Source organism: Yersinia sp. 2540 StPb PI, assembly GCF_052217165.1.
Taxonomy (GTDB): domain Bacteria; phylum Pseudomonadota; class Gammaproteobacteria; order Enterobacterales; family Enterobacteriaceae; genus Yersinia; species Yersinia enterocolitica_E.
In genome coordinates this window covers 1,365,749-1,387,335 of sequence record NZ_JAZGQC010000001.1, presented here as the reverse complement: position 1 = coordinate 1,387,335, position 21,587 = coordinate 1,365,749, and the positions used below count along the sequence as shown (strand labels likewise).

The window sequence follows — 21,587 nt, the reverse complement described above, 5'->3', positions numbered from 1 at the left end:
TGTAGCTTCAAGTACAAAGGGTACAAAACGAGTTATTGAGGTCTTGCAGAGGCGCAACCTGAATGATTCGTTTCTAGTCCTTGCGCTGTTGGAGCCGACGCAAAGATCGCTCACGGCGACTGTGCTCCCGACTAAGATCCAACAGAATTTCCTCGATAAACGCCAAGTGACGGTGTGAAGCTTCGCGGGCTTTCTCTGGCTCGCGTGCCACAATCGCCTCAAAAATCCCGGCGCGGTGACTGCTCACCGTTGCCAGCATTTCGCGGCGCGAGTAAAGCAATTCAAAGTTCTGTCTTACGTTTTGTTCCAGCATCGGCCCCATGCAACGCAGTAAATGCAGCAAAACCACATTATGCGCAGCCTCTGTGACAGCCACTTGATACTGCATAACGGCATCTGCCTCAGCATCTAAATCGCCGTTATCCTGCGCTTGCTGAATAACAGTATGGCATTCACGGATACGTTGCAGATCTTCATCAGTGCCGCGCAATGCTGCATAATAGGCAGCAACACCTTCGAGGGCATGACGGGTTTCTAACAGATCGAATTGTGATTCTGGATGGTCAGCCAGTAGCTCTGCTAGCGGATCGCTAAAGCTTTGCCACAGATTGGTTTGCACGAAAGTCCCGCCCCCCTGACGACGCAACAGCAGTCCCTTAGCTTCTAAGCGCTGAATTGCTTCTCGCAAAGAAGGCCGGGAAACATCAAATTGCTTCGCCAACTCGCGTTCAGGCAGTAATTTCTCCCCCGGACGCAGCGTCCCTTCCAAGATCAGGTATTCGAGCTGCTGCTCGATGACATCTGATAATTTGGGCTGACGTATTTTGTTGTAGGCCATAATTTGTTGTAAGTCGCGCTGTAAGCCGTATTGAGTGAATCGTCTCTGCGAGTAGCGCGGAGTCAATTGGTAATACCAATTTCAAAAACGTGACGATAAAGTAACAAAGTATTCACTAGCTGTCCATACGGACCTTGACCAAAATCATGAAACCCAGCACATTTTAACAACTTCACTGATAAAGCAATGCAAAGTGATAACGTAGCAGTGGTAATACCATTACCTGGCAGCCTCGGGTTTTAACTTTTATGAAACGGGTAATTAGGCAAGCTGAAGCGTTAAAGTGATTTTATTTGTGAATATAACTTCTATAAATTTGAATTTATATTCAAACTAAAACAAGAAAAGTCTGTATCCCTCGGTCTCTCGCCTTAAAACTGGTATGACCATTATAAAAATGGCTTACTGGTGGCTTTTCAACCCAAAAAAGCACATTCCTGCTTTTCCTCAAAACAACAGCTTGATCACGCATCAACATTTTTCTTGCTGTTTTGGCTAAAACTTCACCGATTAAAATAAAAAGCAGATGCAATAATTCTCGCCTACCACTATTCTCTTTTAAACGGTAGCCTAAAGAGAAAATTCCCATAAAAGCCACCGTAAACAAAATAATACAAATAATGTAATCAAAACCTTACGCATAGCAAACGGCACCTATTTATACCCAATAGATTTCAAGTTGCGGGAAGGCGGTAACAGATTATTCCAAGGATGGGCTGAGTAACGAGTACAGCCAATATATTTGCAGTTTGAAAGATGACGGGTTTGCCCGCTAAAAGTGACAACGACAGAGGATGCAACAATGAGTGTTCAACAGGAAGGTGCAGAGCTAAAGCGGGGGCTTAAAAACCGCCACATACAGCTTATTGCCTTAGGTGGCGCAATTGGTACCGGATTATTCCTTGGTATCGCGCAAACCATTCAAATGGCGGGGCCTTCAGTGCTACTGGGGTATGCAATCGGCGGCTTTATCGCGTTTCTGATTATGCGCCAGTTAGGAGAAATGGTAGTCGAAGAACCAGTCGCGGGTTCTTTTAGCCACTTTGCTTACAAATATTGGGGGAACTTTGCCGGTTTCGCTTCCGGTTGGAACTACTGGGTACTGTATGTGTTAGTGGCGATGGCCGAACTGACCGCCGTAGGTATCTATGTACAATATTGGTGGCCGGAGATCCCAACATGGGTGTCAGCGGCAGTATTCTTCTTAGCTATCAATGCCATCAACCTGGCGAATGTCAAAGTGTATGGTGAAATGGAGTTTTGGTTCGCCATCATTAAAGTGGTCGCTATCATTGCAATGATTCTGTTCGGTGGATGGTTACTACTTAGCGGGCAAGGCGGCCCGGAAGCCACTGTGACTAACTTGTGGGCACAAGGCGGCTTCTTCCCTAACGGTGTCATGGGCTTGGTTATGGCAATGGCGGTGATCATGTTCTCCTTCGGTGGCCTTGAGTTAGTCGGGATTACCGCTGCAGAAGCCGAAAACCCAGCCCAAAGCATCCCCAAAGCAACCAATCAGGTTATCTACCGTATCTTGCTGTTCTATATTGGTTCTCTGGCAATCTTATTATCACTCTACCCGTGGGGAAAAGTGGTCGAAGGCGGTAGTCCATTTGTACTGATCTTCCATGCACTGAACAGCAATGTGGTCGCAACTGTATTGAATATCGTGGTACTGACAGCAGCATTGTCGGTCTATAACAGTTGTGTTTACTGTAACAGCCGCATGTTGTTTGGTTTAGCCAAACAAGGCAACGGCCCGAAAATGCTGCTAAAAGTCGATGGTCGCGGGGTACCTGTTATTGCTATCGCCGTCTCTGCATTTGCCACCGCTTTCTGCGTGCTGATTAACTATCTGATCCCAGGCCGAGCCTTCGAATTACTGATGGCACTGGTAGTATCGGCGCTGGTGATCAACTGGGCGATGATTAGCCTTGCGCACCTTAAATTCCGTGCCGCTAAAAACCGCCAAGGCGTGATCCCACAGTTCAAAGCCTTCTGGTATCCGTTCAGCAACTACCTGTGCTTGCTGTTCCTCACCGGCATTTTGGTCATTATGTATCTGACACCGGGTATCCAGATTTCTGTGCTATTAATTCCAGCTTGGGTATTGCTACTAGCTATTGGTTACATCCTAAAAAATCGTAACCAACGCGCCAAATCCTGATAGCAGAACATAGCAGATTTCTCTCGAGAATCTGACGACATCATAGCTAACGGGTCAGCTACAGCGCTGACCCGTTTATTTTATTGTTTAACAAAACCGTGTTCGACTGACCCGCCATCTTCCATAACCCACTGATCCTATAGTGCTGCTCCCCCCAACAGTACAAACCAGATAATGAACAGTTTGATATTACTTATGTATTGAATTTGTCACGTCTCTTTTTTGCCGTCTGGTTCAGACTTTGATGGCGATGGTACATTTGTCCATCTCTATAACCATTAACTTCTGATATCTCCCCGATTGAACAGCAATAATCCATCTTCAATGACTGTTTTTGATCCATAACGGAGAGAATATCCATGAATATAGAACTAATTAGTGAAGGAAAAGATCAGATATGAGATGGGGGTGAGGTATGCGGGCTAATTAATCATATTTCGTTAAGACCGCACTGGCCGGGCACAAACTCTCCGGCCAGTGCCATAAATCAGAAAACTAAACTAGTGCACCATAAATGGTCAGTAAAGCCACGACTACAATCACCGTTAGTGTCACTTTTCGTGCTAACGAGACCGCAGACCTTGGCGTCTGTACTGGGTCTAAATGAGGCTCACGAGCCAAAGAGTACTGCGCTAATTGGGTCAGAACCTGATACTGCTGAGTTCTGAAATCACCTAATGAGGCAAACCAAGCTGGTAATGCTCTTTCGCCGTGCCCCAACAAGGCATATGCCGCGCCCACCAACCGCACAGGTATCCAGTCCAGCCAATGTAACAGACGATCAATACCAGATTGAGAACGCTGTAAAGGCGTATGGTGTCGGGCTAACCAGGTTTGGTATCCGCGTAACATCGCATAACCTGCTAGCGCCACGGGACCATAGTTAACACACACAACAAACCAGAAGATAGGCGCTAAATAGTAACGGAAGTTTATCCACAACAAGGCATTTTGTAGGGATTGTAAGCGAGCTTTCTCTCCGCTATCCATGGGTAAACCATGGATTAATGCTAACTCTTCTGCCATTTTATCGGTGGCATGGGCATCATTTTGGCGCGCAGCTTTAAGGTAGGCTCGATAGTGTTTACGAATCCCCCCGGCACCAATGCATAGCAGGCAAATCAGAATCCAAATCAACAACAGGGGGAAACCAAACAAGATATTCTGCACTAACTGCAAAATCAGCCATACCAAGGCCATCCACACGGCAGTCAGCAAAATAGTTTGTGCCAACGAAAAACGGTGTAAACGCGTGAATACGACTTCAAGGCGGTGGTCTAACTGCCAATGTTCGCCGAGTTTAAACAAGCGCTCCCATGCTAGCACCAGCAACAGCGTAAACAGTGTCATTAGCTCTTATTCTCCCTTTGCACTTAACCAGCCCTGGAAACAGGGCATATGCCTCCCGGCATGTATAAACCACACTATAAAACCAGGCAACAAGCAGCTGAGCTGCTCGACAACAAACCTGTGGTGAAGACTGACCAGCATCACGATGGCGATGTTAACTTCACCAAACTCTGCTGATACAAAGCCCAATCAAAAGCGGGGCCAGGGTCGGTTTTACGTTGTGGCGCAATGTCACTATGGCCCGTCACCCGATCAACAGTTATCGGATAATGAGCAAATAACAGCACACTTATCTCATTCAAACTCCGATATTGTGCGGGCGTAAACGGTAACATATCCGTTCCTTCCAGCTCGATCCCAATAGAAAAATCGTTACACCGCTCACGCCCGCCAAAGCTTGAGACTCCAGCATGCCAAGCGCGTTGATCAAACGGAACATATTGAATAATTTCACCATCACGACGAATCAGACAGTGGGCTGAAACTCGCAAGTGAACAATATCAGCAAAATAAGGATGTTCATCGGCATTTAGTGTGCCAGTGAAAAGCTGATCGATATAGGGGCCACCAAATTCACCAGGGGGCAAACTGATATTATGAATTACCAGCAGCGAAGGTACCTCGCATTCTGGCCGTTGATCAAAATGGGGAGAAACGACCCGTTTAACCCCTAAAATCCAGCCATTTTCTAACTGCATTGTTTATCTAAGCCCCCTAATAGTACACTTCAACTGGCTCTTTTATGGCACTTCAGCCAGCAACAGAGTAGCATGTTTGAACTATTATCTATCCGCCATTTCGGAGTTTTATATGCCGACCCGCAGCTATAATGCCGACAGCCGCCGTGCCGAGCTATTGGAACGAATTCAATGTGATATCCCTTTCACTGTTGCCCAAGCTTTGAGCGAAGACCTGGGTGGTGAGGTTAATGCAGATCGCGACCTCACCGCACAATTACTCCCAGCAGATAAACAGGCTAATGCCACGATTATTACGCGCGAAGCTGGTATCTTTTGTGGTCAGCGCTGGCTAAATGAAGTGTTTATTCAACTTGGTGCCCAAGTGACAGTTGAATGGTTAGTCAACGATGGAGACAAGTTGATAGCTAATCAGACACTTTGCCATCTGACTGGCCCTGCCCGTATCCTACTTACCGGTGAACGCACCGCACTTAATTTCTTGCAAACCTTATCCGGTGTCGCTACCGAGGTCAGCCGTTATGTGGCGGAGCTCTCTGGGTTGCATACGCAATTACTCGATACCAGGAAAACCTTGCCAGGGCTGCGTACCGCCTTAAAATATGCCGTCCTCTGCGGTGGCGGTAATAATCATCGACTCGGCTTATCTGATGCTTTCCTTATCAAGGAAAATCACATTATTGCTGCTGGTTCTATCAAAGAAGCGGTTGCTAAAGCATTTTGGATTCATTCCGATGTTCCCGTCGAAGTTGAAGTTGAATCCCTTGATGAATTGCAACAAGCATTAACCGCTGGCGCCGATATCATTATGTTGGATAATTTTACCATCCCAATGATGCGTGATGCTGTGCACATGCGTAATGAGTTGGCCAAGACCCAAGAGAGTGCTCAACTGGAAGTTTCTGGCAACGTTACGCTAGAAACACTGCGAAGCTATGCCGAAACCAGTATTGATTTCATCTCAGTCGGTGCACTAACAAAACACGTGACAGCTTTAGACCTGTCCATGCGATTTAAATAAGCCTACCAAATTATCTTCGGCCGATGATAGCCATTAGCAGACTCTAATTCTGTTTTTGCGAGCATCGCCGAAGTTATCTGTGATTTCACTGTAACAACCTAAATATTCGACAGCCTGCTTCGCAAATCAATGTAATGCCCCTGTTGCCATCAATTAAAAAGTTGCACCCTTGCCTTGTTTTCTCACACACAAGGAGAGTGACAAATGAATAAGCAACAGGGTTTTACCTTAATTGAATTAATGGTTGCCATCGCCATCATTGCTGTACTTAGCGGTATTGGTATTCCTTCCTATCAGCGCTATATCCAAAAAGCAGCCCTCACCGATATGTTACAAGCCATCGTGCCCTACAAAATGGCGGTAGAACTTTGTGCTCTGGAGCATGCCAAGTTCGATAGCTGTAATGCGGGCAATAACGGCGTACCGGCTGGGCAACCATCGCGTTATGTCAGTGCAACAACCATTGATAAAGGTGTGATTACACTTACGGGTCAACATACCCTTGCTGACCTGAGTCTCTCGATGACCCCCACACTTAGTAGTAGTGGAAATATTGTCTGGACCAGAACATGTACCACCGTAGATAACAACCTTGCTGATAGCTGTAAGACCGTGTTCCGTTTCAATGATAAGGCCTAATCCAATGACTGAATTCATGGCACACCAACCCGAGCGAATCAGCGCTGAATTACACAAACTCTGTCGTCGTTATAGGGCAATAGCCTTAAAACTCGATGGCAAAAACCTCGCTATAGCGTCATCCAAACCAGTGAATGACGAATTATTAACTGCCCTGCGTTTTACCTGTGGTCGTAAAATTACCGTAGAATACTGGCCTGAGGCTAAGATTGAACAGTTATTAAACCTTGAACCATCAGCAAAAGAGCACCTAAACCTAGAAGTAGAATCTACCGAAAATAGTCAAGGCGTATCGCGACAAGAGAGAAAACGACAAGGAGGAGGAGGCTCAGCTTCTCTGCCACAACAGGATTTAGATGAGACATTGCTGGATAATGAAAGTGATATTCCCGTTATTCAATTTATAACGCAAACACTCAGATTGGCGATTCAGAAACGTTCCTCAGATATCCATTTTGAACCTTATCAGCATCATTATCGTATTCGTTTAAGAATTGATGGTGTTTTGCACGAATCCCCACCTCCAACAACTGAATTAGCCAGCCGTATCAGCAGTTGCCTAAAAGTTATGGCTAAATTGAATATCGCGGAAAAACGGTTACCGCAGGATGGCCAGCTAGCTTTAGTGTTAAATGGCACCCGCTACTCCATAAGAATAGCCACCCTCCCCGTACAGTTCGGTGAAAAAGTGGTGCTGCGTATACTGAATATTCATCAACAACCAACGCTGGCCAGTCTGGGTCTGACAACCATGGCCCACCAACAACTCACGCGCGCATTATCTGCTCCGCAAGGTTTAGTTCTGGTGACTGGGCCTACCGGAAGTGGAAAAACTGTGACGCTCTATTGCAGTTTAGACCAACTCAATCAACCGCAAAGAAACATCTGTAGTGTTGAAGATCCTATAGAGATCCAGGTTGATGGCATAAATCAGACTCAGACTAACAATAGGATTGGATTGGATTTTTCTTGCGTATTACGCGCGATGCTACGCCAGGATCCTGATGTGATTATGCTCGGCGAGATTCGCGATAATGAAACTGCCGAGATAGCGGTTAAGGCCGCATTAACGGGGCATCTGGTACTTTCAACACTGCATACCAACTCAACATCTGAAACCCTAATACGCCTGACACAAATGGGAATAGAACGTCACTTAATTGCATCGAGCCTGACGTTAGTTATCGCCCAACGACTGGTTCGCAGGCTCTGCCTGCACTGTCGCCAGGCATCTCCCACTCTTTTTCAGGCTCCGGCAGGTGTTTGGGCGAGTCCATTGCAACATTATCTCGCCGTGGGCTGTGAACACTGTTGCGCAGGCTATTATGGTCGCACAGGTATTTACGAAATGTTAAGTGTCACCCCGCCAATCCAGCAAGCTTTGCTCAACAATGTCAGCCCGGCAAAGCTCACTCAGATTGCACAAGAGCAAGAACAAGTAACATTACTTTCTGCTGGTTTAGCATTAGTTGAAAGCGGTGTTACTACGCTTAGTGAAATTAATCGTGTTGTGGGAACTCTGAAAGAATTCGAGGCAATCCTGTGAGTTATCAACGTTTATTTTACTGGAAAGCCATTGATACTACAGGACAGTTACAGACTGGAGCACAATTGGCAACAGAGCGAAATATTGTTTATGAACAAATGTTCCGCCAAGGGTTACAACCATTAAACGTTAAGGGTGGTAAGCGATTATCAATCAGTTATTGGCAAGGTGAGCACCTGGTGGCTGTTACTCGCCAATTGGCGACGCTACTGCAAGCCGGACTGCCTTTGGTTAATAGCCTGCAACTGCTAGCGAAAGAGATAGATGCATTACCGTGGCGCTGCTTATTGCAGGACATAAGCCAACTGGTTTCACAGGGCCAATCACTATCTGAAGCGATGGCGAGTTACCCACACACATTCCCCCGATTATACCCCCCAGTGATTGCAATGGGGGAGCTGACGGGTAACCTTGAACAGTGCTGTATTCAGTTAGTACAGCACCAGGAACGGCAGCAAAAATTACAAAAGAAAGTGATTAAGGCACTCAAATATCCAATATTTGTCTGCGTTATCGCGATGGTTGTTAGCCTCGTTATGCTGGTCATGGTGCTGCCTGAATTTGCACAAATCTATCAATCATTTGATACACCATTACCCACACTGACTGCCACGCTGCTGCTGATTTCAGTATTTCTTACTACTTACGGGCCGTATATTGCGGTGTTATTAACATCAATATGTATGGGATACCTTTATGCGCGGCGGCGTCAGGTGCACGTGCAACAATGGGAGCAAACACTGTTATTACGTCTCCCACTCATCTCCACATTAATCCGAGGAAGTTGCCTTAGCCAAATTTTTCAAACATTAGCTATCACTCAACATGCCGGATTACCGCTAACTGCCGGATTGGATGCCGCACTCCTTTCCATCAATAACTGTACCTATCAGCAAGCACTAAAACATATTCAACAACAGATCAACCAAGGTGAGCCTCTGCATATCGCTCTTGCACAACATCATCTATTCCCGTCGCTATGCCAACAAATGGTTCGGGTGGGTGAAGAATCTGGCGCGTTGGATGTGTTATTAGAAAAACTAGCAGGTTGGCATCGGCAAAAAACACAGGATTTAGCCGATAATCTCACACAAATGTTGGAACCACTGTTGATGTTGATTATTGGCAGCATCGTCGGGGTTCTAGTGATCGCAATGTATTTACCGATATTTCAACTAGGGGATGTTATTGGGTAATACGGGTATTAAGGGCGAAGTATCGTGGGGAAAGGGAGGTCGAAACAGGGCGTTAAATAACGCCCTGTTTCCATCAGTAATCAGTTACTGCCAAATACACGGTTTTCTTGCTCTGCAACTCGGATAAAGGTGGTGCGCTTGGTCAGTTCTTTTAAATGCGAAGCACCCACGTAGGTACAAGCAGAACGCAAGCCACCCATAATGTCGCGCACTGTGTTATCAACGGAACCGCGTAATGGCAGTTTAACTGTTTTACCTTCTGCGGCGCGATATTCAGCGACTCCGCCTACGTGGCGTTTCATAGCAGACTCTGAACTCATACCGTAGAACAGCATGAATTTCTCGCCATTTTCTTCCACCACGCGGCCTTCACACTCATCGTGTCCTGCTAGCATGCCACCCAGCATCACGAAATCAGCACCACCACCGAAAGCTTTAGCCACATCGCCCGGTGCAGAGCAGCCGCCATCACTGACAATCTGTCCCCCCAAACCGTGGGCAGCATCGGCACACTCGATCACAGCAGATAGCTGTGGATAACCAACACCGGTCTTAACTCGCGTGGTACAAACAGAACCTGGACCAATACCCACTTTAACAATATCTGCACCAGAAAGGATAAGCTCTTCTACCATCTCACCAGTCACCACATTGCCAGCACAAATCACTTTGTCCGGGCAGGCTTCGCGAGCTTTTTGCAGGAAGGAAACAAAATGCTCAGAGTAGCCATTAGCTACATCGATACAGATGAATTTCAGTGCCGGTGATAATGCCAGAATTTGCTTCATTTTGTCGAAATCGGCAGAGGAAGTCCCTGTCGACACCATGACATGACGCAATACAGATTCAGGAACCCGTTTTACAAATTCAGCCCATTGTTCAACCGTGTAGTGCTTATGAACTGCGGTAAGCACATCAAATGATGCCAAAACTTCAGCCATGCGGAAGGTGCCAACAGTATCCATATTAGCAGCGATGATAGGTACACCAGACCAATTCCAACCTGAATGTTTGAAGGTAAACTGGCGCTCGAGCTCTACTTCAGAGCGGCTTTTCAGTGTGGAACGTTTAGGGCGGATTAACACATCTTTAAAACCTAATTTCAAACCTTCTTCAATGCGCATGGCTTATTATTTCCTGGTTAGTGGCGATAGATCGCAAAAAGTGATCGGGCGTAAATCACGCCATCCCAGTGAAGCTATCATACGCATGAATAATTCTACGGCAAGACTGCGAATCCACCTTTATTTACGCTATAATCCCACAAATTACTTGGAGAATAGCAACCACTCTTTTATCTGCGCGCTCACTTCACTTATTTTTCCATCTAGCTCAAACAGAATGCATACCTTACTATCCCTTCCCGCCCGCTTTCAGATACAATTCTGCCACTCATAAACAGTATACAAGGCTAGGTAATGACCTATATTGTGGCTCTCACCGGCGGGATTGGCAGCGGCAAAAGTACCGTAGCAGATGCATTCGCCGATTTTGGGGTGCCCCTTGTTGATGCTGACATTATCGCTCGCCAGGTTGTTGAACTGGGTATGCCAGCATTAGCGGCTATCGCATCCCGCTATGGCGACACTATTTTGCAAGCAGATGGTTCATTAAACCGGAGTGCATTACGCGCAAAAATTTTCAGTGAACCACAGGAAAAAGCATGGTTAAATTCACTGTTGCATCCACTTATTCAGCAAGAAACTGAGCACCAATTAGCGAATATTGATAAACCATATGCACTTTGGATTGTTCCTTTGTTGCTTGAAAATGGTTTACAGCACCGTGCTAATCGTGTGTTAGTGGTAGATGTAGCGCCTGAAATACAACTCACGCGCACGATGGCAAGAGATGGTATTACCCGCCAACAGGCAGAACATATTTTAGCGTCACAGGTTTCGCGGCAACAACGGCTAGCCTGTGCCGATGATATTATTGACAATAGCGGCGATCCATCCATTATCGCCTCGCAAGTTGCTTCATTACACCAACAGTATTTAATATTGGCAGCCGCGGCCCAACAGGATCTACACCAATGAGTGACCTCACCTCAACAATACTTTTTGAACATCCGCTGAATGAAAAAATGCGTACCTGGCTGAGAATAGAATTTTTATTACAACAATTAGAAAGCCAACGTTCGTTAGATAATATTGCCACTGCATTAACGTTTTTCCGCGCCGCATGCGATTTGATTGAAGTTTTGGATCGCGGCGAAGTCCGCACTGATTTGCTCAAAGAGCTTGAGCGCCAACAACAAAAGTTACAGCAATGGGCCGATATACCCGGTGTGGATATGTCGCGAGTGGACTCCTTGCGCAGTAAACTAAAAAACCATGCCACAGTATTAATGTCCGCACCACGTATCGGACAATCATTAAAAGAAGACCGCTTAATCGCTGTCGTTCGCCAGCGCCTTAGCATTCCCGGTGGCTACTGTAGCTTTGATTTACCCACGTTACATACCTGGCTACATCAGCCACAGGAGCAGCGTGACCAACATATTGATAAATTGCTGGTAAGCTTAGCGCCACTCAATCAGTCTCTGACCATCATTTTAGATTTAATTCGTCAGTCGGGTCCGTTACGGGCACAAATCAGCTTGAATGGTTTCTTTCAAGATAATGCCGAAGGTGCTGATCTACTCCGGCTGCGCTTGCCATTAGACCCACAACTATACCCACAAATTTCTGGTCATAAAACACGGTATGCTATTCGCTTTTTACCGCTCGACAGTGAAAATGGTACTGTTCCGGCCCGTTTATCGTTTGAATTAGCCTGCTGCTGATGTGGCAATCAATCAGTTGGTTTTTAAGGAGAGAATATGGACTTAGAAGAAATCGAAGTTAACTGCCCTACCTGTGGGAAAATCGTTATCTGGGGAGAGCAAAGCCCATATCGCCCTTTCTGCTGCAAACGCTGTCAACTGATCGACCTAGGCGAGTGGGCTGACGAAGAAAAGCGTATTTCAAGCCATGGCGAGTTATCTGACAGTGATGAATGGAGTGAGGAAGAACCCCCAACTCATTGATGTGCATATCATTGGGGAGCAACCCTATTTTGCTCCCTTCCCATTATATTAATTACAATTTTATTAAGCGCAACATGGAGTTATCGGGTGAGTAATGCAATGATTGCGGCATTCGCTGGCGGAAACTCCTCGGCAACCAATTCGGATTGCCTTACCCAGCGAATGGGTTGCCCTTCGCGGCCAAAGGGTTCACCATCCCACGCTTCAACCATATAGAAACTTAATGTCACGATACGGTCGGTAAAAGTATGCTCCAAGACGTTGAGTAGAACAGCCTCTTGTACCACGATCCCTACTTCTTCTGACAACTCACGTTTTAAAGCAAGCTCCGCTGTTTCACCCTGCTCAACCTTGCCACCGGGAAACTCCCAAAAACCCGCCATATGAGAATCAGCAGCGCGCTGAGTAATAAAAATCTCCTGCTGGGGGTTGCGGATAATCCCTACCGCTATCTGTAAATGTTTCAATTCTCTTTCTCCTGATCAGAGCATAAACAGTAAGTTATATGGCCTCTTGGTATCTGTCCTAAAAAGAACGACAAAATAAAGGGCGGTTTTTAAGCCGCCCTCATTTTCAGTATTACCAATGGCCTAAAGTATTACTGTAGGCTGCCGTGACACTGTTTGTATTTTTTGCCTGAACCACATGGGCACGGATCATTACGACCCACTTTACGCTCAAGGCTAGCGGCTACATTGACTTCATCCTTTGACATCAAGGCACTGTTGTCAGACTGATGGCTTAGTTGCTGCTGTTTCGCCAAACGCTCGGCTTCTTCACGACGTTGTACTTCCAGCGCTTCTACCTCTTCTGGCATCCGCACTTGTACTTTGCTCAGCACACTGATCACTTCATATTTTAGTGATTCCAACATGGCAGCGAACATGGCGAAAGATTCACGCTTATATTCCTGTTTAGGATCTTTTTGCGCATAACCACGTAGATGGATCCCCTGACGCAGATAATCCATTGCAGCCAAGTGTTCTTTCCACAAGGAGTCGAGCGTTTGTAGCATCACGCCTTTTTCGAAGTTACGCATCATATCGATGCCAACAACTTCTTCTTTGCGGTGATATACCTCAATCGCTTGCTGAAGAATGCGTTCACGTAATGTTTCTTCATGCAATTGTGGCTCATCTTGCAACCATTGTGCAATTGGCATATCCAAGTCGAAATCATTTTTCAGGCGCTGTTCTAGGCCTTCAATATCCCACATTTCTTCCAGTGACTGGGTAGGAATGTAGCTGTCGATAACTGTTTTGAATACATCTTCACGGATGCTGTTAATGGTTTCGCTAACATCAGATACGTCCAGCAGTTCATTACGCTGGCTGTAGATGGCACGACGCTGGTCACTGGCCACATCATCATATTCAAGCAGTTGCTTACGAATATCGAAGTTACGACTTTCAACTTTACGCTGTGCGTTAGCAATGGCCTTCGTCACCCATGGATGCTCAATGGCTTCGCCCGGTTTCATACCCAATTTACGCATCATGCCAGACACACGGTCAGAGGCAAAAATACGCATCAAGGCATCTTCCATTGATAAGTAGAAGCGTGAAGAACCGGCATCACCCTGACGGCCCGCACGACCACGTAACTGGTTATCAATACGGCGTGACTCATGACGCTCGGTACCAATAATGTGTAAACCACCAGATGCCAGCACGGCATCATGGCGAATCTGCCAGGCGGCCTTAATGGCGGCAATTTGATCTTCAGTCGGATCTTCCAGCAAAGCAATCTCACTCTGCCAGCTCCCCCCCAACACGATATCGGTACCACGACCAGCCATGTTGGTAGCGATAGTTACCGCGCCTGGTTGACCCGCCTGAGAGACTATCTCTGCTTCCATGGCATGGAACTTGGCGTTCAGAACTTTGTGCTCAATGCCAGCTTTGGTCAATTCGGCAGATACCACTTCAGATTTCTCAATCGAGATAGTACCAACCAATACTGGCTGACCGTTCGCAGTACGCTCACGGATATCTTCGATAATCGCACCAATTTTTTCCTGTTCAGTCATATAGACCAAATCAGCTAAATCCTTACGAATCATTGGGCGGTTAGTGGGTACAACAATGGTATCGAGCTTGTAGATTGAGCTAAATTCAAACGCTTCGGTATCCGCCGTACCGGTCATCCCGGCCAGTTTTTCATAAAGACGGAAATAGTTCTGGAAGGTAATGGAAGCCAGTGTTTGGTTTTCGTTCTGGATTTCCACGCCTTCTTTTGCTTCAACAGCCTGATGTAAGCCATCTGACCAACGGCGCCCTTGCATGGTACGGCCGGTGTGTTCGTCGACGATGATAACTTCACCATCTTTCACAATGTAGTCAACATCACGGGCAAACAGCACATGGGCGCGCAGCGCGGCCGTGACGTGGTGCATCAGCATAATGTTGGTTGGAGAGTACAGCGACTCGCCTTCTTCCATGATGCCCGCTTCCACTAACATTTGTTCAATCAGAATCAGGCCACGTTCAGTTAAGTGAACCTGACGTGATTTTTCATCGACCGAGAAGTGGCCTTCACCCTGGAAGGTGTCCGAGTCTTCTTTTTCCTGACGAATCAGTTTTGGAATCAGTTTGTTAACTCGAATATACATCTCGGAACTGTCTTCCGCCGGACCAGAGATAATCAGCGGGGTACGGGCCTCATCGATCAAGATGGAGTCAACCTCATCCACCAGCGCATAATGCAATTTACGCTGCACACGCTCTTCCGGGCTGAAAGCCATGTTATCGCGCAGATAGTCAAAACCGTATTCGTTGTTAGTACCATAAGTGATGTCAGCAGCATAAGCGGCACGCTTGGCTGGTGCTGTCATATTCGGCAAGTTGATACCGACGCTCAGACCGAGGAACTCGAACAATGGGCGGTTATTTTCGGCGTCACGTTGAGCCAAATAGTCATTGACGGTAACCACGTGAACACCACGGCCACTCAACGCATTCAGGTAAGCTGGCAGCGTTGCAGTCAGCGTTTTACCTTCACCGGTACGCATTTCTGCGATGCAACGCTCATTCAATACCATACCGCCGAGCAACTGCACGTCGAAGTGACGCATACCAAACACGCGTTTACTTGATTCACGAACAACCGCAAAAGCTTCAGGGATCAAGGTTTCCAGCACCGCGCCTTTTGCCAGACGCTCGCGGAATTCATCTGTTTTGGCACGCAACTCAGCATCGGTCAGTTTTTCAATTTCTGGTTCCATACGGCTGATTTGATCAACTACTTTGCGCATACGGCGCAGAGTTCGATCGTTACGGCTGCCAAAGACTTTGGTTAATAATTTGATTAGCATGATTCTTAATATCTCTTACAAGACCACCAAACCGGCGGCCAAAGGTTGTATAAAATTGAGGTAAACCAAGAGAATAATTAGCTTATACCCGTCATACTTCAAGCTGCATGTGCGTTGGCTACATTCAATCACCCGAATCACTTACTTATGTAAGCTCATCGAGATTATGAACCACATCAGAGGCTCACCCTACGGGCCAGCGCAAGCGCTGTTCAAAATGGTTTACAACCAATTTGTCTTTCGCTTGCCGCCTTCCTGCAACTCGAATTATTTAAGGTATAGGATAGTAGGCCCGGCACGAATGCCTTGCACTTGTGCAAGCCAGAGTCCGGGTTTGTGTAACGAAAGAATAGGCCGCTTAACTTGCTCGGTGTAACGAATGATAGCCGGTGGCTTAAACTCATGTGTCAGTAGCGCATTGAGGGTATCCAACAGTGCAAGCTGCTGAATTTGTGATGGCTCAGCTTGCTCGACTGCTGTAACTTCTTGCACCCGCGCATAAGCGACCTGAGGTGCCAACGCAAATGAGAGGTGACGAATAACCGTGCGCAGTGCATGCTGTTGCCAGTAGTCTACGCTGAATGAAGGACGGCGATGCATATCATGCAACAATGCCAAACTGTTAAAGTTTGTCACACCGTAATTCTGACGGCTTTGGCTTGATGATGTATTCGGTATTGCAGTTTGATCTGGAACGCCAGACAGGTTTGATGGCACGCCAAGACTCGCCGCTACCATCCCTAACAAGAGATGCGGCCAGAAATAACGTCTACCAAATTGTCGCCAACGATTTAGAATACCGATCACAAGTTTAAAATCCGCCGGAGCCTTGTCAATGCGTGAAAACCGCCCACAATTATTAGATGTTCTGTTCGATGATGCCATTGCAGCAGAAAACGGACCGCTACATAACGTACAACAACGCGCTACTGCACTGTTAAAACTTAACCGTGCGGTAAAAGGATTGCTCCCTTCACAAATGCAGCCGTGGTGCCGTGTCGCTAACTATCGACAGAGTGTTTTAGTGCTAGAGACTGCGAACGCTAGCTGGTTAATGCGCTTACGTTATGAACAACCCGCTCTGCTCTCTGCACTACGAGCACAAATTCTACCATCATTGTCTTCAATCGACATCAGGATTAATCCGTCGTTAATGGCCAAGGGCCATAACATTACGCAAGATGTGGCAAAATCGGCGCAAGATCCTGAGAAATCGCCGCCATTACGTCATTTAAGTCTGGAAAGTGCTAAGGAATTAAGAGGATTAGCGAGCCGTAGCCCTGAAAAACTTAGAATAATATTGGAACGATTGGCTGCGTTGGCCGGAGAGAGTGCCAACGCAACCAAAAGTGATAAGTAGCTTTTCCCTTCACACTTGAACTTACAGCGATGTTAGCTGGCTGTAATGCCAATGAGTTTGGGTACAAAAGTACTTAGTAAGCTAATACTGTAGACGGAGCTTTAAATGCCAGTGGCATTTCGGCTTCATCTTGGAACGTCACAAATTCCCAAGCTTCTTGCTTCGCTAAAACAGCTTGCAACAACTTGTTATTTAAGGCGTGACCGGATTTGAACGCAGTAAATGCGCCAATAATATTGTGGCCACACATAAACAGGTCGCCAATCGCGTCCAGCATTTTGTGACGAACAAACTCATCTTCAAAGCGTAAGCCATCTTCGTTAAGCACGCGGTAATCATCTACCACAATGGCACAATCGAAACTACCGCCCAGGCACAAACCACGGGACTGTAAATATTCGATATCACGCATGAAACCAAAAGTACGCGCACGACTGATTTGACGGACGAATGAATCGGCCGAGAAATCCAGACGGTAACGCTGAGTACTTGAGTCAATCGCCGGGTGATTAAAATCAATGGTAAAATCTAAACGGAATCCATTGAATGGAGACAATTCAGCCCATTTATCACCGTCTTCAACCCGCACAGTCTCTTTCAGACGCAGGAATTTCTTCGCAGAGTTTAACTCTTCGATACCGGCATCCAGCAGCAAGTACACGAATGGACTGGCACTACCGTCCATAATCGGCACTTCGGGAGCGTTAACTTCAATAATAATGTTATCAATCCCTAACCCTGCCAAAGCAGCGTTGAGATGCTCAACAGTAGAAATACGCACGTCATGCTCATTGACCAGGCAAGTACAGAGCATGGTATCACGCACGGATTTTGCATCTGCCGGAAAATCAACCGGTGGATTCAAGTCAGTGCGACGATAGATGACCCCGGTATTAGCCGGCGCGGGTCGCATTGTCAGCGTGACTTTCTTACCGGTGTGCAAACCGACGCCAGTCGCCTGAACAATACGTTTTAAAGTCCTTTGTTTGATCATCGTTTTATCTCGCAATGTTATCCATCCTACCGACCAAGCTTATAACAAGATCGGTGGGACAGTTTAGCACAAAGAGCGGAGATTCCAAATATTCGAAAATTAATCGGCTTGCTTACGCAAAAATGCCGGGATATCCAAATAATCGGGCTCTTTATTGGTTTGAGCAGTAGGGTCATTGACCACTTTAGCCGCAGGTTTAACTTCCTGAGGTAAAGGTGACATGCCATGCTGCTGGTAACGATGGTCCATAACAGGCTGAGTCTGCTTGTTGGTAACCAGCGTAATTTCTGGGCGTTTATCCATGCCGATACCGGTCGCAACAACAGTTACGCGCAGTTCGTCGTTCATTTCCGGGTCTAACGATGTACCGATAACAACGGTGGCATTGTCGGACGCGAATGCACGGATAGTATTACCCACAGTTTCGAACTCATCCAAACGTAAATCGAAACCAGCAGTGATGTTAACCAATACACCACGGGCACCAGACAGGTCGATATCTTCCAGCAACGGGCTGGAGATAGCCATTTCTGCGGCTTCTTCTGCACGATCTTCACCACAAGCCACACCGGAGCCCATCATGGCATAACCCATTTCGGACATCACGGTGCGCACGTCGGCAAAGTCAACGTTCATCAGGCCTGGGCGGGTAATCAATTCGGCGATCCCCTGAACAGCACCTTTTAATACGTCGTTCGCTGCACCGAAAGCATCCAGTAAAGAGATGCCACGCCCCAGAACTTTCAATAATTTGTCATTCGGGATAGTGATCAGTGAGTCCACATGCTTGGACAACTCAGCAATACCCTGCTCAGCAAATGCCATGCGTTTCTTGCCTTCGAAGTTGAAAGGCTTGGTAACCACGGCGACTGTCAGAATACCCAGTTCTTTTGCCACTTCGGCAACAACAGGAGCAGCACCAGTACCGGTACCACCGCCCATACCTGCGGCGATAAAGACCATGTCCGCGCCTTCAAGAGCTGCACGCAGAGCTTCACGGTCTTCTTCGGCTGAATTACGACCCACTTCTGGGTTCGCGCCAGCACCCAACCCTTTGGTAATACCGCTACCAATTTGGATGGTTTGGCCAACAGCCGTCTTACGTAGCGCCTGAGCGTCTGTATTAACGGCGAAGAATTCAACACCTTCGATGCGCTCGCGCACCATGTGTTCGACGGCATTACCACCGCCACCACCGACGCCGATGACTTTAATCACCGCGTCATTGGTTAGTTCCATAGGTTCAAACATAGTTTCTCTCCGTTTTGTGCCTGTCGCTTCGAGATCAAAAAATATGTTCAGCATGATCTCTTTGTTGAAACATTAAAACTCTTTTCTCAGCCAGCTATTGATACGTTTAAACCAATTGCCCACTGAGGCACGTTTTTCTACTTCTGACTCACCACTGAGATGAGATTCTTTACCGTAATGCAATAACCCAACAGCAGTGGAGTAATAAGGTTCCTGTGCATAATCCGTCAGCCCGGTGATATTGAGCGGTTGACCGATACGAACCTGGGCATGGAACACCCGTTGTGCGCATTCAGCCAGCCCATCAATTTGTGCAGCACCGCCAGTCAGCACGATACCGGCTGCCAGATGATGCTTCACGCCTTGCTGACGCAACTGCTCCTGCAATTGTAAAATCTCGTCATTAACTAAATTCAGCAACTCGGTGTAGCGTGGTTCTATAACCTCAGCGAGCGTCTGTCTTTGCAGACTACGGGGAGGGCGTCCGCCAACACTTGGCACTTCTACACTTTCGTCCTTGCTGACTATCGACCCGAGCGCACAGCCGTGCCGAACTTTAATCGCTTCCGCATCTGTAGGCGGCGTACCAAAAGCATAAGCTATGTCGCTGGTGACCACGTTCCCGGCGTAAGGGATAACTTTGGTGTGCCGTAAAGCGCCACCGGTATAAACCGCCATATCCATGGTGCCACCGCCGATATCAACGACACAGACCCCCAGCTCACGCTCATCTTCAGTCAATACTGCATAACTTGCTGCCAAACCGGCGAAAATCAGTTGGTCCACTTTCAGACCACAACGTTCCACCGCTTTAACAATATTCTTCGCCATATCGTTATGGCAGGTAATCAGGTGCACTTTAGCCTGCATCCGCACGCCAGACAGACCAACAGGATTTTTGATGCCTTCCTGATAATCGATGGCATATTCCTGTGGAATAACGTGCAGGATACGATGCTCATCACGCACACGCACCGACTTCGCGGTATGCACTACGTTCTCTACATCTTCCTGAGTTACTTCTTCTTCTGAAATAGGAACCATCCCTATTTCATTCTGGCAACTGATATGTTTACCCGATAACGCCAAATAAACAGATGAAATTTGGCAATCCGCCATTAACTCAGCCTGATCGATAGCGCGCTGCACGCATTTCACTACCGATTCAAGATCATTAACCCCACCCTTATCCATGCCACGGGATGGGCAACTGCCGACCCCAATAATATTGACCATGCCATCGGGCAGAACTTCCCCTACCAATGCGGAGACCTTTGCCGTGCCGATCTCAAGACCTACTACCAGTTTTCTGTCCGTCGACTTGATCATTGTTGTTTTGCCTGTGCCTGATTCTGTTGCGGATTACTGTTCTGCTGGCCATTTATTGGTGGCTCACCACCCTGACTGCCGATAAATACCGGAGCCCAACCTATTGCAGCCCCTGTCTCATATCGCAAATCAACATAACTGACTCGTTTATCTGGCTGCTGTTGCAACATCGGATATAACTCGATGAAACGTTGCAAACGCCCCATCCGGTCATCCCGTCCCAGCTCCAGCCGAACATCATTATCTAAGGCCAACTGCCAAGAATGTCTGGCGCTCATTGCCACCATCTTTAGCTGATATTTATTGGCCGCTAACACCTTATTTATTGCCCGGTAGCCTTCCAGAACATCCTGTTCACTGCCTTCCGGGCCATACAGTAATGGCAATTTCTGTGTGCCGACCCGCTCGGACGGCACACTAAATGACCGCCCTTGCTCATCAACCATATGCAAATCATTCCAGCGAGCAAAAGGCACATACTCCACCAGATGGATTTTCAGCTCATCCGGCCACTGTTTACGCACACTGGCCTGCTGAATCCAAGGCAACCTTTCAATCTGCTGTTGGATGATGTTCACATCCTGCGTCATAAAGGTACCCGGTGCGCCTAATGCCAGAATTGCCTGGCGAATATCATCATTGGTGGTGTAATGGCGCTCACCGGTCACCACCAGTTTTGACAGTGGCAGTCGGCTGGCATCTTTCATCCACCCCACTACGACCCACCCACCCCAGAGCATGGTACCCAGAACCATTAGCAGGAAAATCAGACCTGCTAGTTGGCCTCCGTTACTGCGTCGGGCCACGCTGTTTTCAGCCGCACGTTCACGCGCATTCAGGGCAGCTTGCGACAT

At 47.2% G+C, this 21,587-nt stretch carries 21 protein-coding genes; 9 read left to right on the top strand and 12 right to left on the bottom strand.

Annotated features, from left to right (window positions below; translation table 11 throughout):
• Window positions 1-73: 73 nt before the first annotated feature.
• A complete protein-coding gene (pdhR, locus tag V1956_RS06175) occupies window positions 74-838 on the bottom strand; it encodes a pyruvate dehydrogenase complex transcriptional repressor PdhR (RefSeq protein WP_049613280.1) in 765 nt (254 codons plus the stop codon).
• Window positions 839-1,166: 328 nt separating this feature from the next.
• Window positions 1,167-1,427: a hypothetical protein gene (locus tag V1956_RS06170; protein WP_372558018.1), complete on the bottom strand. Its 261-nt coding sequence runs from the start codon at window positions 1,425-1,427 to the stop codon at window positions 1,167-1,169.
• A gap of 213 nt (window positions 1,428-1,640) precedes the next feature.
• On the opposite strand from V1956_RS06170, the gene V1956_RS06165 reads away from it, so the two are divergent.
• Window positions 1,641-3,005 carry an amino acid permease gene (locus V1956_RS06165; protein WP_083160490.1) on the top strand — a complete coding sequence of 455 codons (1,365 nt, stop codon included), beginning with the start codon at window positions 1,641-1,643 and terminating at the stop codon, window positions 3,003-3,005.
• 495 nt (window positions 3,006-3,500) lie between these two features.
• On the opposite strand, the gene ampE is transcribed toward V1956_RS06165, so the two are convergent.
• The gene (gene ampE, locus V1956_RS06160; RefSeq protein WP_372558017.1) at window positions 3,501-4,355 is read right to left on the bottom strand and encodes a beta-lactamase regulator AmpE; all 855 of its coding nucleotides are present in this window, start codon (window positions 4,353-4,355) and stop codon (window positions 3,501-3,503) included.
• Between the two features lie 140 nt (window positions 4,356-4,495).
• Window positions 4,496-5,053, bottom strand: coding sequence for a 1,6-anhydro-N-acetylmuramyl-L-alanine amidase AmpD (ampD, locus tag V1956_RS06155; RefSeq protein ID WP_372558016.1), 558 nt, complete (start codon window positions 5,051-5,053; stop codon window positions 4,496-4,498).
• A gap of 112 nt (window positions 5,054-5,165) precedes the next feature.
• Between ampD and nadC the strand changes: the two genes are divergently transcribed.
• The 4 genes from nadC (at window position 5,166) to hofC (ending at window position 9,455) form a co-directional block, all read left to right on the top strand.
• Window positions 5,166-6,074, top strand: a complete 909-nt coding sequence (gene nadC / locus V1956_RS06150; RefSeq protein ID WP_420075388.1) for a carboxylating nicotinate-nucleotide diphosphorylase — start codon at window positions 5,166-5,168, stop codon at window positions 6,072-6,074.
• 204 nt (window positions 6,075-6,278) lie between these two features.
• Window positions 6,279-6,713 (top strand): prepilin peptidase-dependent pilin, encoded by a 435-nt coding sequence (ppdD, locus tag V1956_RS06145; RefSeq protein ID WP_420070986.1) that lies wholly within the window; start codon window positions 6,279-6,281, stop codon window positions 6,711-6,713.
• 4 nt (window positions 6,714-6,717) lie between these two features.
• Window positions 6,718-8,259: a type II secretion system protein GspE gene (gene gspE / locus V1956_RS06140; protein WP_420074531.1), complete on the top strand. Its 1,542-nt coding sequence runs from the start codon at window positions 6,718-6,720 to the stop codon at window positions 8,257-8,259.
• On the top strand, window positions 8,256-9,455 hold the full coding sequence (gene hofC, locus V1956_RS06135) for a protein transport protein HofC (RefSeq protein ID WP_420070984.1): 1,200 nt from the start codon (window positions 8,256-8,258) through the stop codon (window positions 9,453-9,455). The genes gspE and hofC overlap by 4 nt, the downstream gene beginning before the upstream one ends.
• Window positions 9,456-9,535: 80 nt before the next feature.
• Here hofC and V1956_RS06130 read toward each other — a convergent pair whose 3' ends face one another.
• Window positions 9,536-10,579, bottom strand: coding sequence for a GMP reductase (locus V1956_RS06130; protein ID WP_083160502.1), 1,044 nt, complete (start codon window positions 10,577-10,579; stop codon window positions 9,536-9,538).
• Between the two features lie 294 nt (window positions 10,580-10,873).
• On the opposite strand from V1956_RS06130, the gene coaE reads away from it, so the two are divergent.
• From coaE to yacG, 3 genes are read left to right on the top strand one after another with little or no spacing between them, the layout of a single operon-like run.
• The gene (gene coaE, locus V1956_RS06125) at window positions 10,874-11,494 is read left to right on the top strand and encodes a dephospho-CoA kinase (RefSeq protein ID WP_372558012.1); all 621 of its coding nucleotides are present in this window, start codon (window positions 10,874-10,876) and stop codon (window positions 11,492-11,494) included.
• On the top strand, window positions 11,491-12,243 hold the full coding sequence (gene zapD / locus V1956_RS06120; protein WP_420074532.1) for a cell division protein ZapD: 753 nt from the start codon (window positions 11,491-11,493) through the stop codon (window positions 12,241-12,243). Before coaE ends, zapD begins: the two co-directional genes overlap by 4 nt.
• Window positions 12,244-12,279: 36 nt before the next feature.
• On the top strand, window positions 12,280-12,486 hold the full coding sequence (gene yacG, locus V1956_RS06115) for a DNA gyrase inhibitor YacG (protein ID WP_050086102.1): 207 nt from the start codon (window positions 12,280-12,282) through the stop codon (window positions 12,484-12,486).
• A gap of 80 nt (window positions 12,487-12,566) precedes the next feature.
• Here the strand turns inward: yacG and mutT are convergent, their stop codons facing one another.
• The 3 genes from mutT to secM all read right to left on the bottom strand — a co-directional run bounded on the left by mutT (window position 12,567) and on the right by secM (window position 16,606).
• Window positions 12,567-12,953, bottom strand: coding sequence for an 8-oxo-dGTP diphosphatase MutT (mutT, locus tag V1956_RS06110; RefSeq protein WP_372558010.1), 387 nt, complete (start codon window positions 12,951-12,953; stop codon window positions 12,567-12,569).
• A gap of 131 nt (window positions 12,954-13,084) precedes the next feature.
• Window positions 13,085-15,799, bottom strand: coding sequence for a preprotein translocase subunit SecA (gene secA, locus V1956_RS06105; protein WP_372558009.1), 2,715 nt, complete (start codon window positions 15,797-15,799; stop codon window positions 13,085-13,087).
• A gap of 267 nt (window positions 15,800-16,066) precedes the next feature.
• Complete coding sequence (gene secM, locus V1956_RS06100; RefSeq protein ID WP_420074533.1) at window positions 16,067-16,606, bottom strand: secA translation cis-regulator SecM; 540 nt, start codon at window positions 16,604-16,606, stop codon at window positions 16,067-16,069.
• Window positions 16,607-16,634: 28 nt separating this feature from the next.
• Here secM and V1956_RS06095 point away from each other — a divergent pair, with 28 nt between their 5' ends.
• Window positions 16,635-17,159, top strand: a complete 525-nt coding sequence (locus V1956_RS06095; protein WP_193784725.1) for a DUF721 domain-containing protein — start codon at window positions 16,635-16,637, stop codon at window positions 17,157-17,159.
• A 73-nt stretch (window positions 17,160-17,232) separates the two neighbouring features.
• On the opposite strand, the gene lpxC is transcribed toward V1956_RS06095, so the two are convergent.
• From lpxC to ftsQ, 4 genes are all read right to left on the bottom strand, one after another.
• Window positions 17,233-18,153: a UDP-3-O-acyl-N-acetylglucosamine deacetylase gene (gene lpxC, locus V1956_RS06090; protein WP_005181431.1), complete on the bottom strand. Its 921-nt coding sequence runs from the start codon at window positions 18,151-18,153 to the stop codon at window positions 17,233-17,235.
• A 99-nt stretch (window positions 18,154-18,252) separates the two neighbouring features.
• Window positions 18,253-19,404 carry a cell division protein FtsZ gene (gene ftsZ / locus V1956_RS06085; protein ID WP_004389003.1) on the bottom strand — a complete coding sequence of 384 codons (1,152 nt, stop codon included), beginning with the start codon at window positions 19,402-19,404 and terminating at the stop codon, window positions 18,253-18,255.
• Between the two features lie 72 nt (window positions 19,405-19,476).
• The gene (gene ftsA, locus V1956_RS06080) at window positions 19,477-20,733 is read right to left on the bottom strand and encodes a cell division protein FtsA (protein ID WP_002210431.1); all 1,257 of its coding nucleotides are present in this window, start codon (window positions 20,731-20,733) and stop codon (window positions 19,477-19,479) included.
• Entirely contained in the window at window positions 20,730-21,587 is an 858-nt protein-coding gene (gene ftsQ / locus V1956_RS06075) for a cell division protein FtsQ (protein ID WP_083160517.1), read from the bottom strand. The genes ftsA and ftsQ overlap by 4 nt, the downstream gene beginning before the upstream one ends.

Excerpts from the sequence above, each read along its gene's own strand:
- pdhR (WP_049613280.1), bottom strand. The coding sequence starts at position 838 with ATGGCCTACAACAAAATACGTCAGCCCAAATTATCAGATGTCATCGAG.
- V1956_RS06170 (WP_372558018.1), bottom strand. The coding sequence starts at position 1,427 with ATGGGAATTTTCTCTTTAGGCTACCGTTTAAAAGAGAATAGTGGTAGG.
- V1956_RS06165 (WP_083160490.1), top strand. The coding sequence starts at position 1,641 with ATGAGTGTTCAACAGGAAGGTGCAGAGCTAAAGCGGGGGCTTAAAAAC.
- ampE (WP_372558017.1), bottom strand. The coding sequence starts at position 4,355 with ATGACACTGTTTACGCTGTTGCTGGTGCTAGCATGGGAGCGCTTGTTT.
- ampD (WP_372558016.1), bottom strand. The coding sequence starts at position 5,053 with ATGCAGTTAGAAAATGGCTGGATTTTAGGGGTTAAACGGGTCGTTTCT.
- nadC (WP_420075388.1), top strand. The coding sequence starts at position 5,166 with ATGCCGACCCGCAGCTATAATGCCGACAGCCGCCGTGCCGAGCTATTG.
- ppdD (WP_420070986.1), top strand. The coding sequence starts at position 6,279 with ATGAATAAGCAACAGGGTTTTACCTTAATTGAATTAATGGTTGCCATC.
- gspE (WP_420074531.1), top strand. The coding sequence starts at position 6,718 with ATGACTGAATTCATGGCACACCAACCCGAGCGAATCAGCGCTGAATTA.
- V1956_RS06130 (WP_083160502.1), bottom strand. The coding sequence starts at position 10,579 with ATGCGCATTGAAGAAGGTTTGAAATTAGGTTTTAAAGATGTGTTAATC.
- coaE (WP_372558012.1), top strand. The coding sequence starts at position 10,874 with ATGACCTATATTGTGGCTCTCACCGGCGGGATTGGCAGCGGCAAAAGT.
- zapD (WP_420074532.1), top strand. The coding sequence starts at position 11,491 with ATGAGTGACCTCACCTCAACAATACTTTTTGAACATCCGCTGAATGAA.
- yacG (WP_050086102.1), top strand. The coding sequence starts at position 12,280 with ATGGACTTAGAAGAAATCGAAGTTAACTGCCCTACCTGTGGGAAAATC.
- secA (WP_372558009.1), bottom strand. The coding sequence starts at position 15,799 with ATGCTAATCAAATTATTAACCAAAGTCTTTGGCAGCCGTAACGATCGA.
- V1956_RS06095 (WP_193784725.1), top strand. The coding sequence starts at position 16,635 with ATGCGTGAAAACCGCCCACAATTATTAGATGTTCTGTTCGATGATGCC.
- lpxC (WP_005181431.1), bottom strand. The coding sequence starts at position 18,153 with ATGATCAAACAAAGGACTTTAAAACGTATTGTTCAGGCGACTGGCGTC.
- ftsZ (WP_004389003.1), bottom strand. The coding sequence starts at position 19,404 with ATGTTTGAACCTATGGAACTAACCAATGACGCGGTGATTAAAGTCATC.
- ftsA (WP_002210431.1), bottom strand. The coding sequence starts at position 20,733 with ATGATCAAGTCGACGGACAGAAAACTGGTAGTAGGTCTTGAGATCGGC.
- ftsQ (WP_083160517.1), bottom strand. The coding sequence starts at position 21,587 with ATGTCGCAAGCTGCCCTGAATGCGCGTGAACGTGCGGCTGAAAACAGC.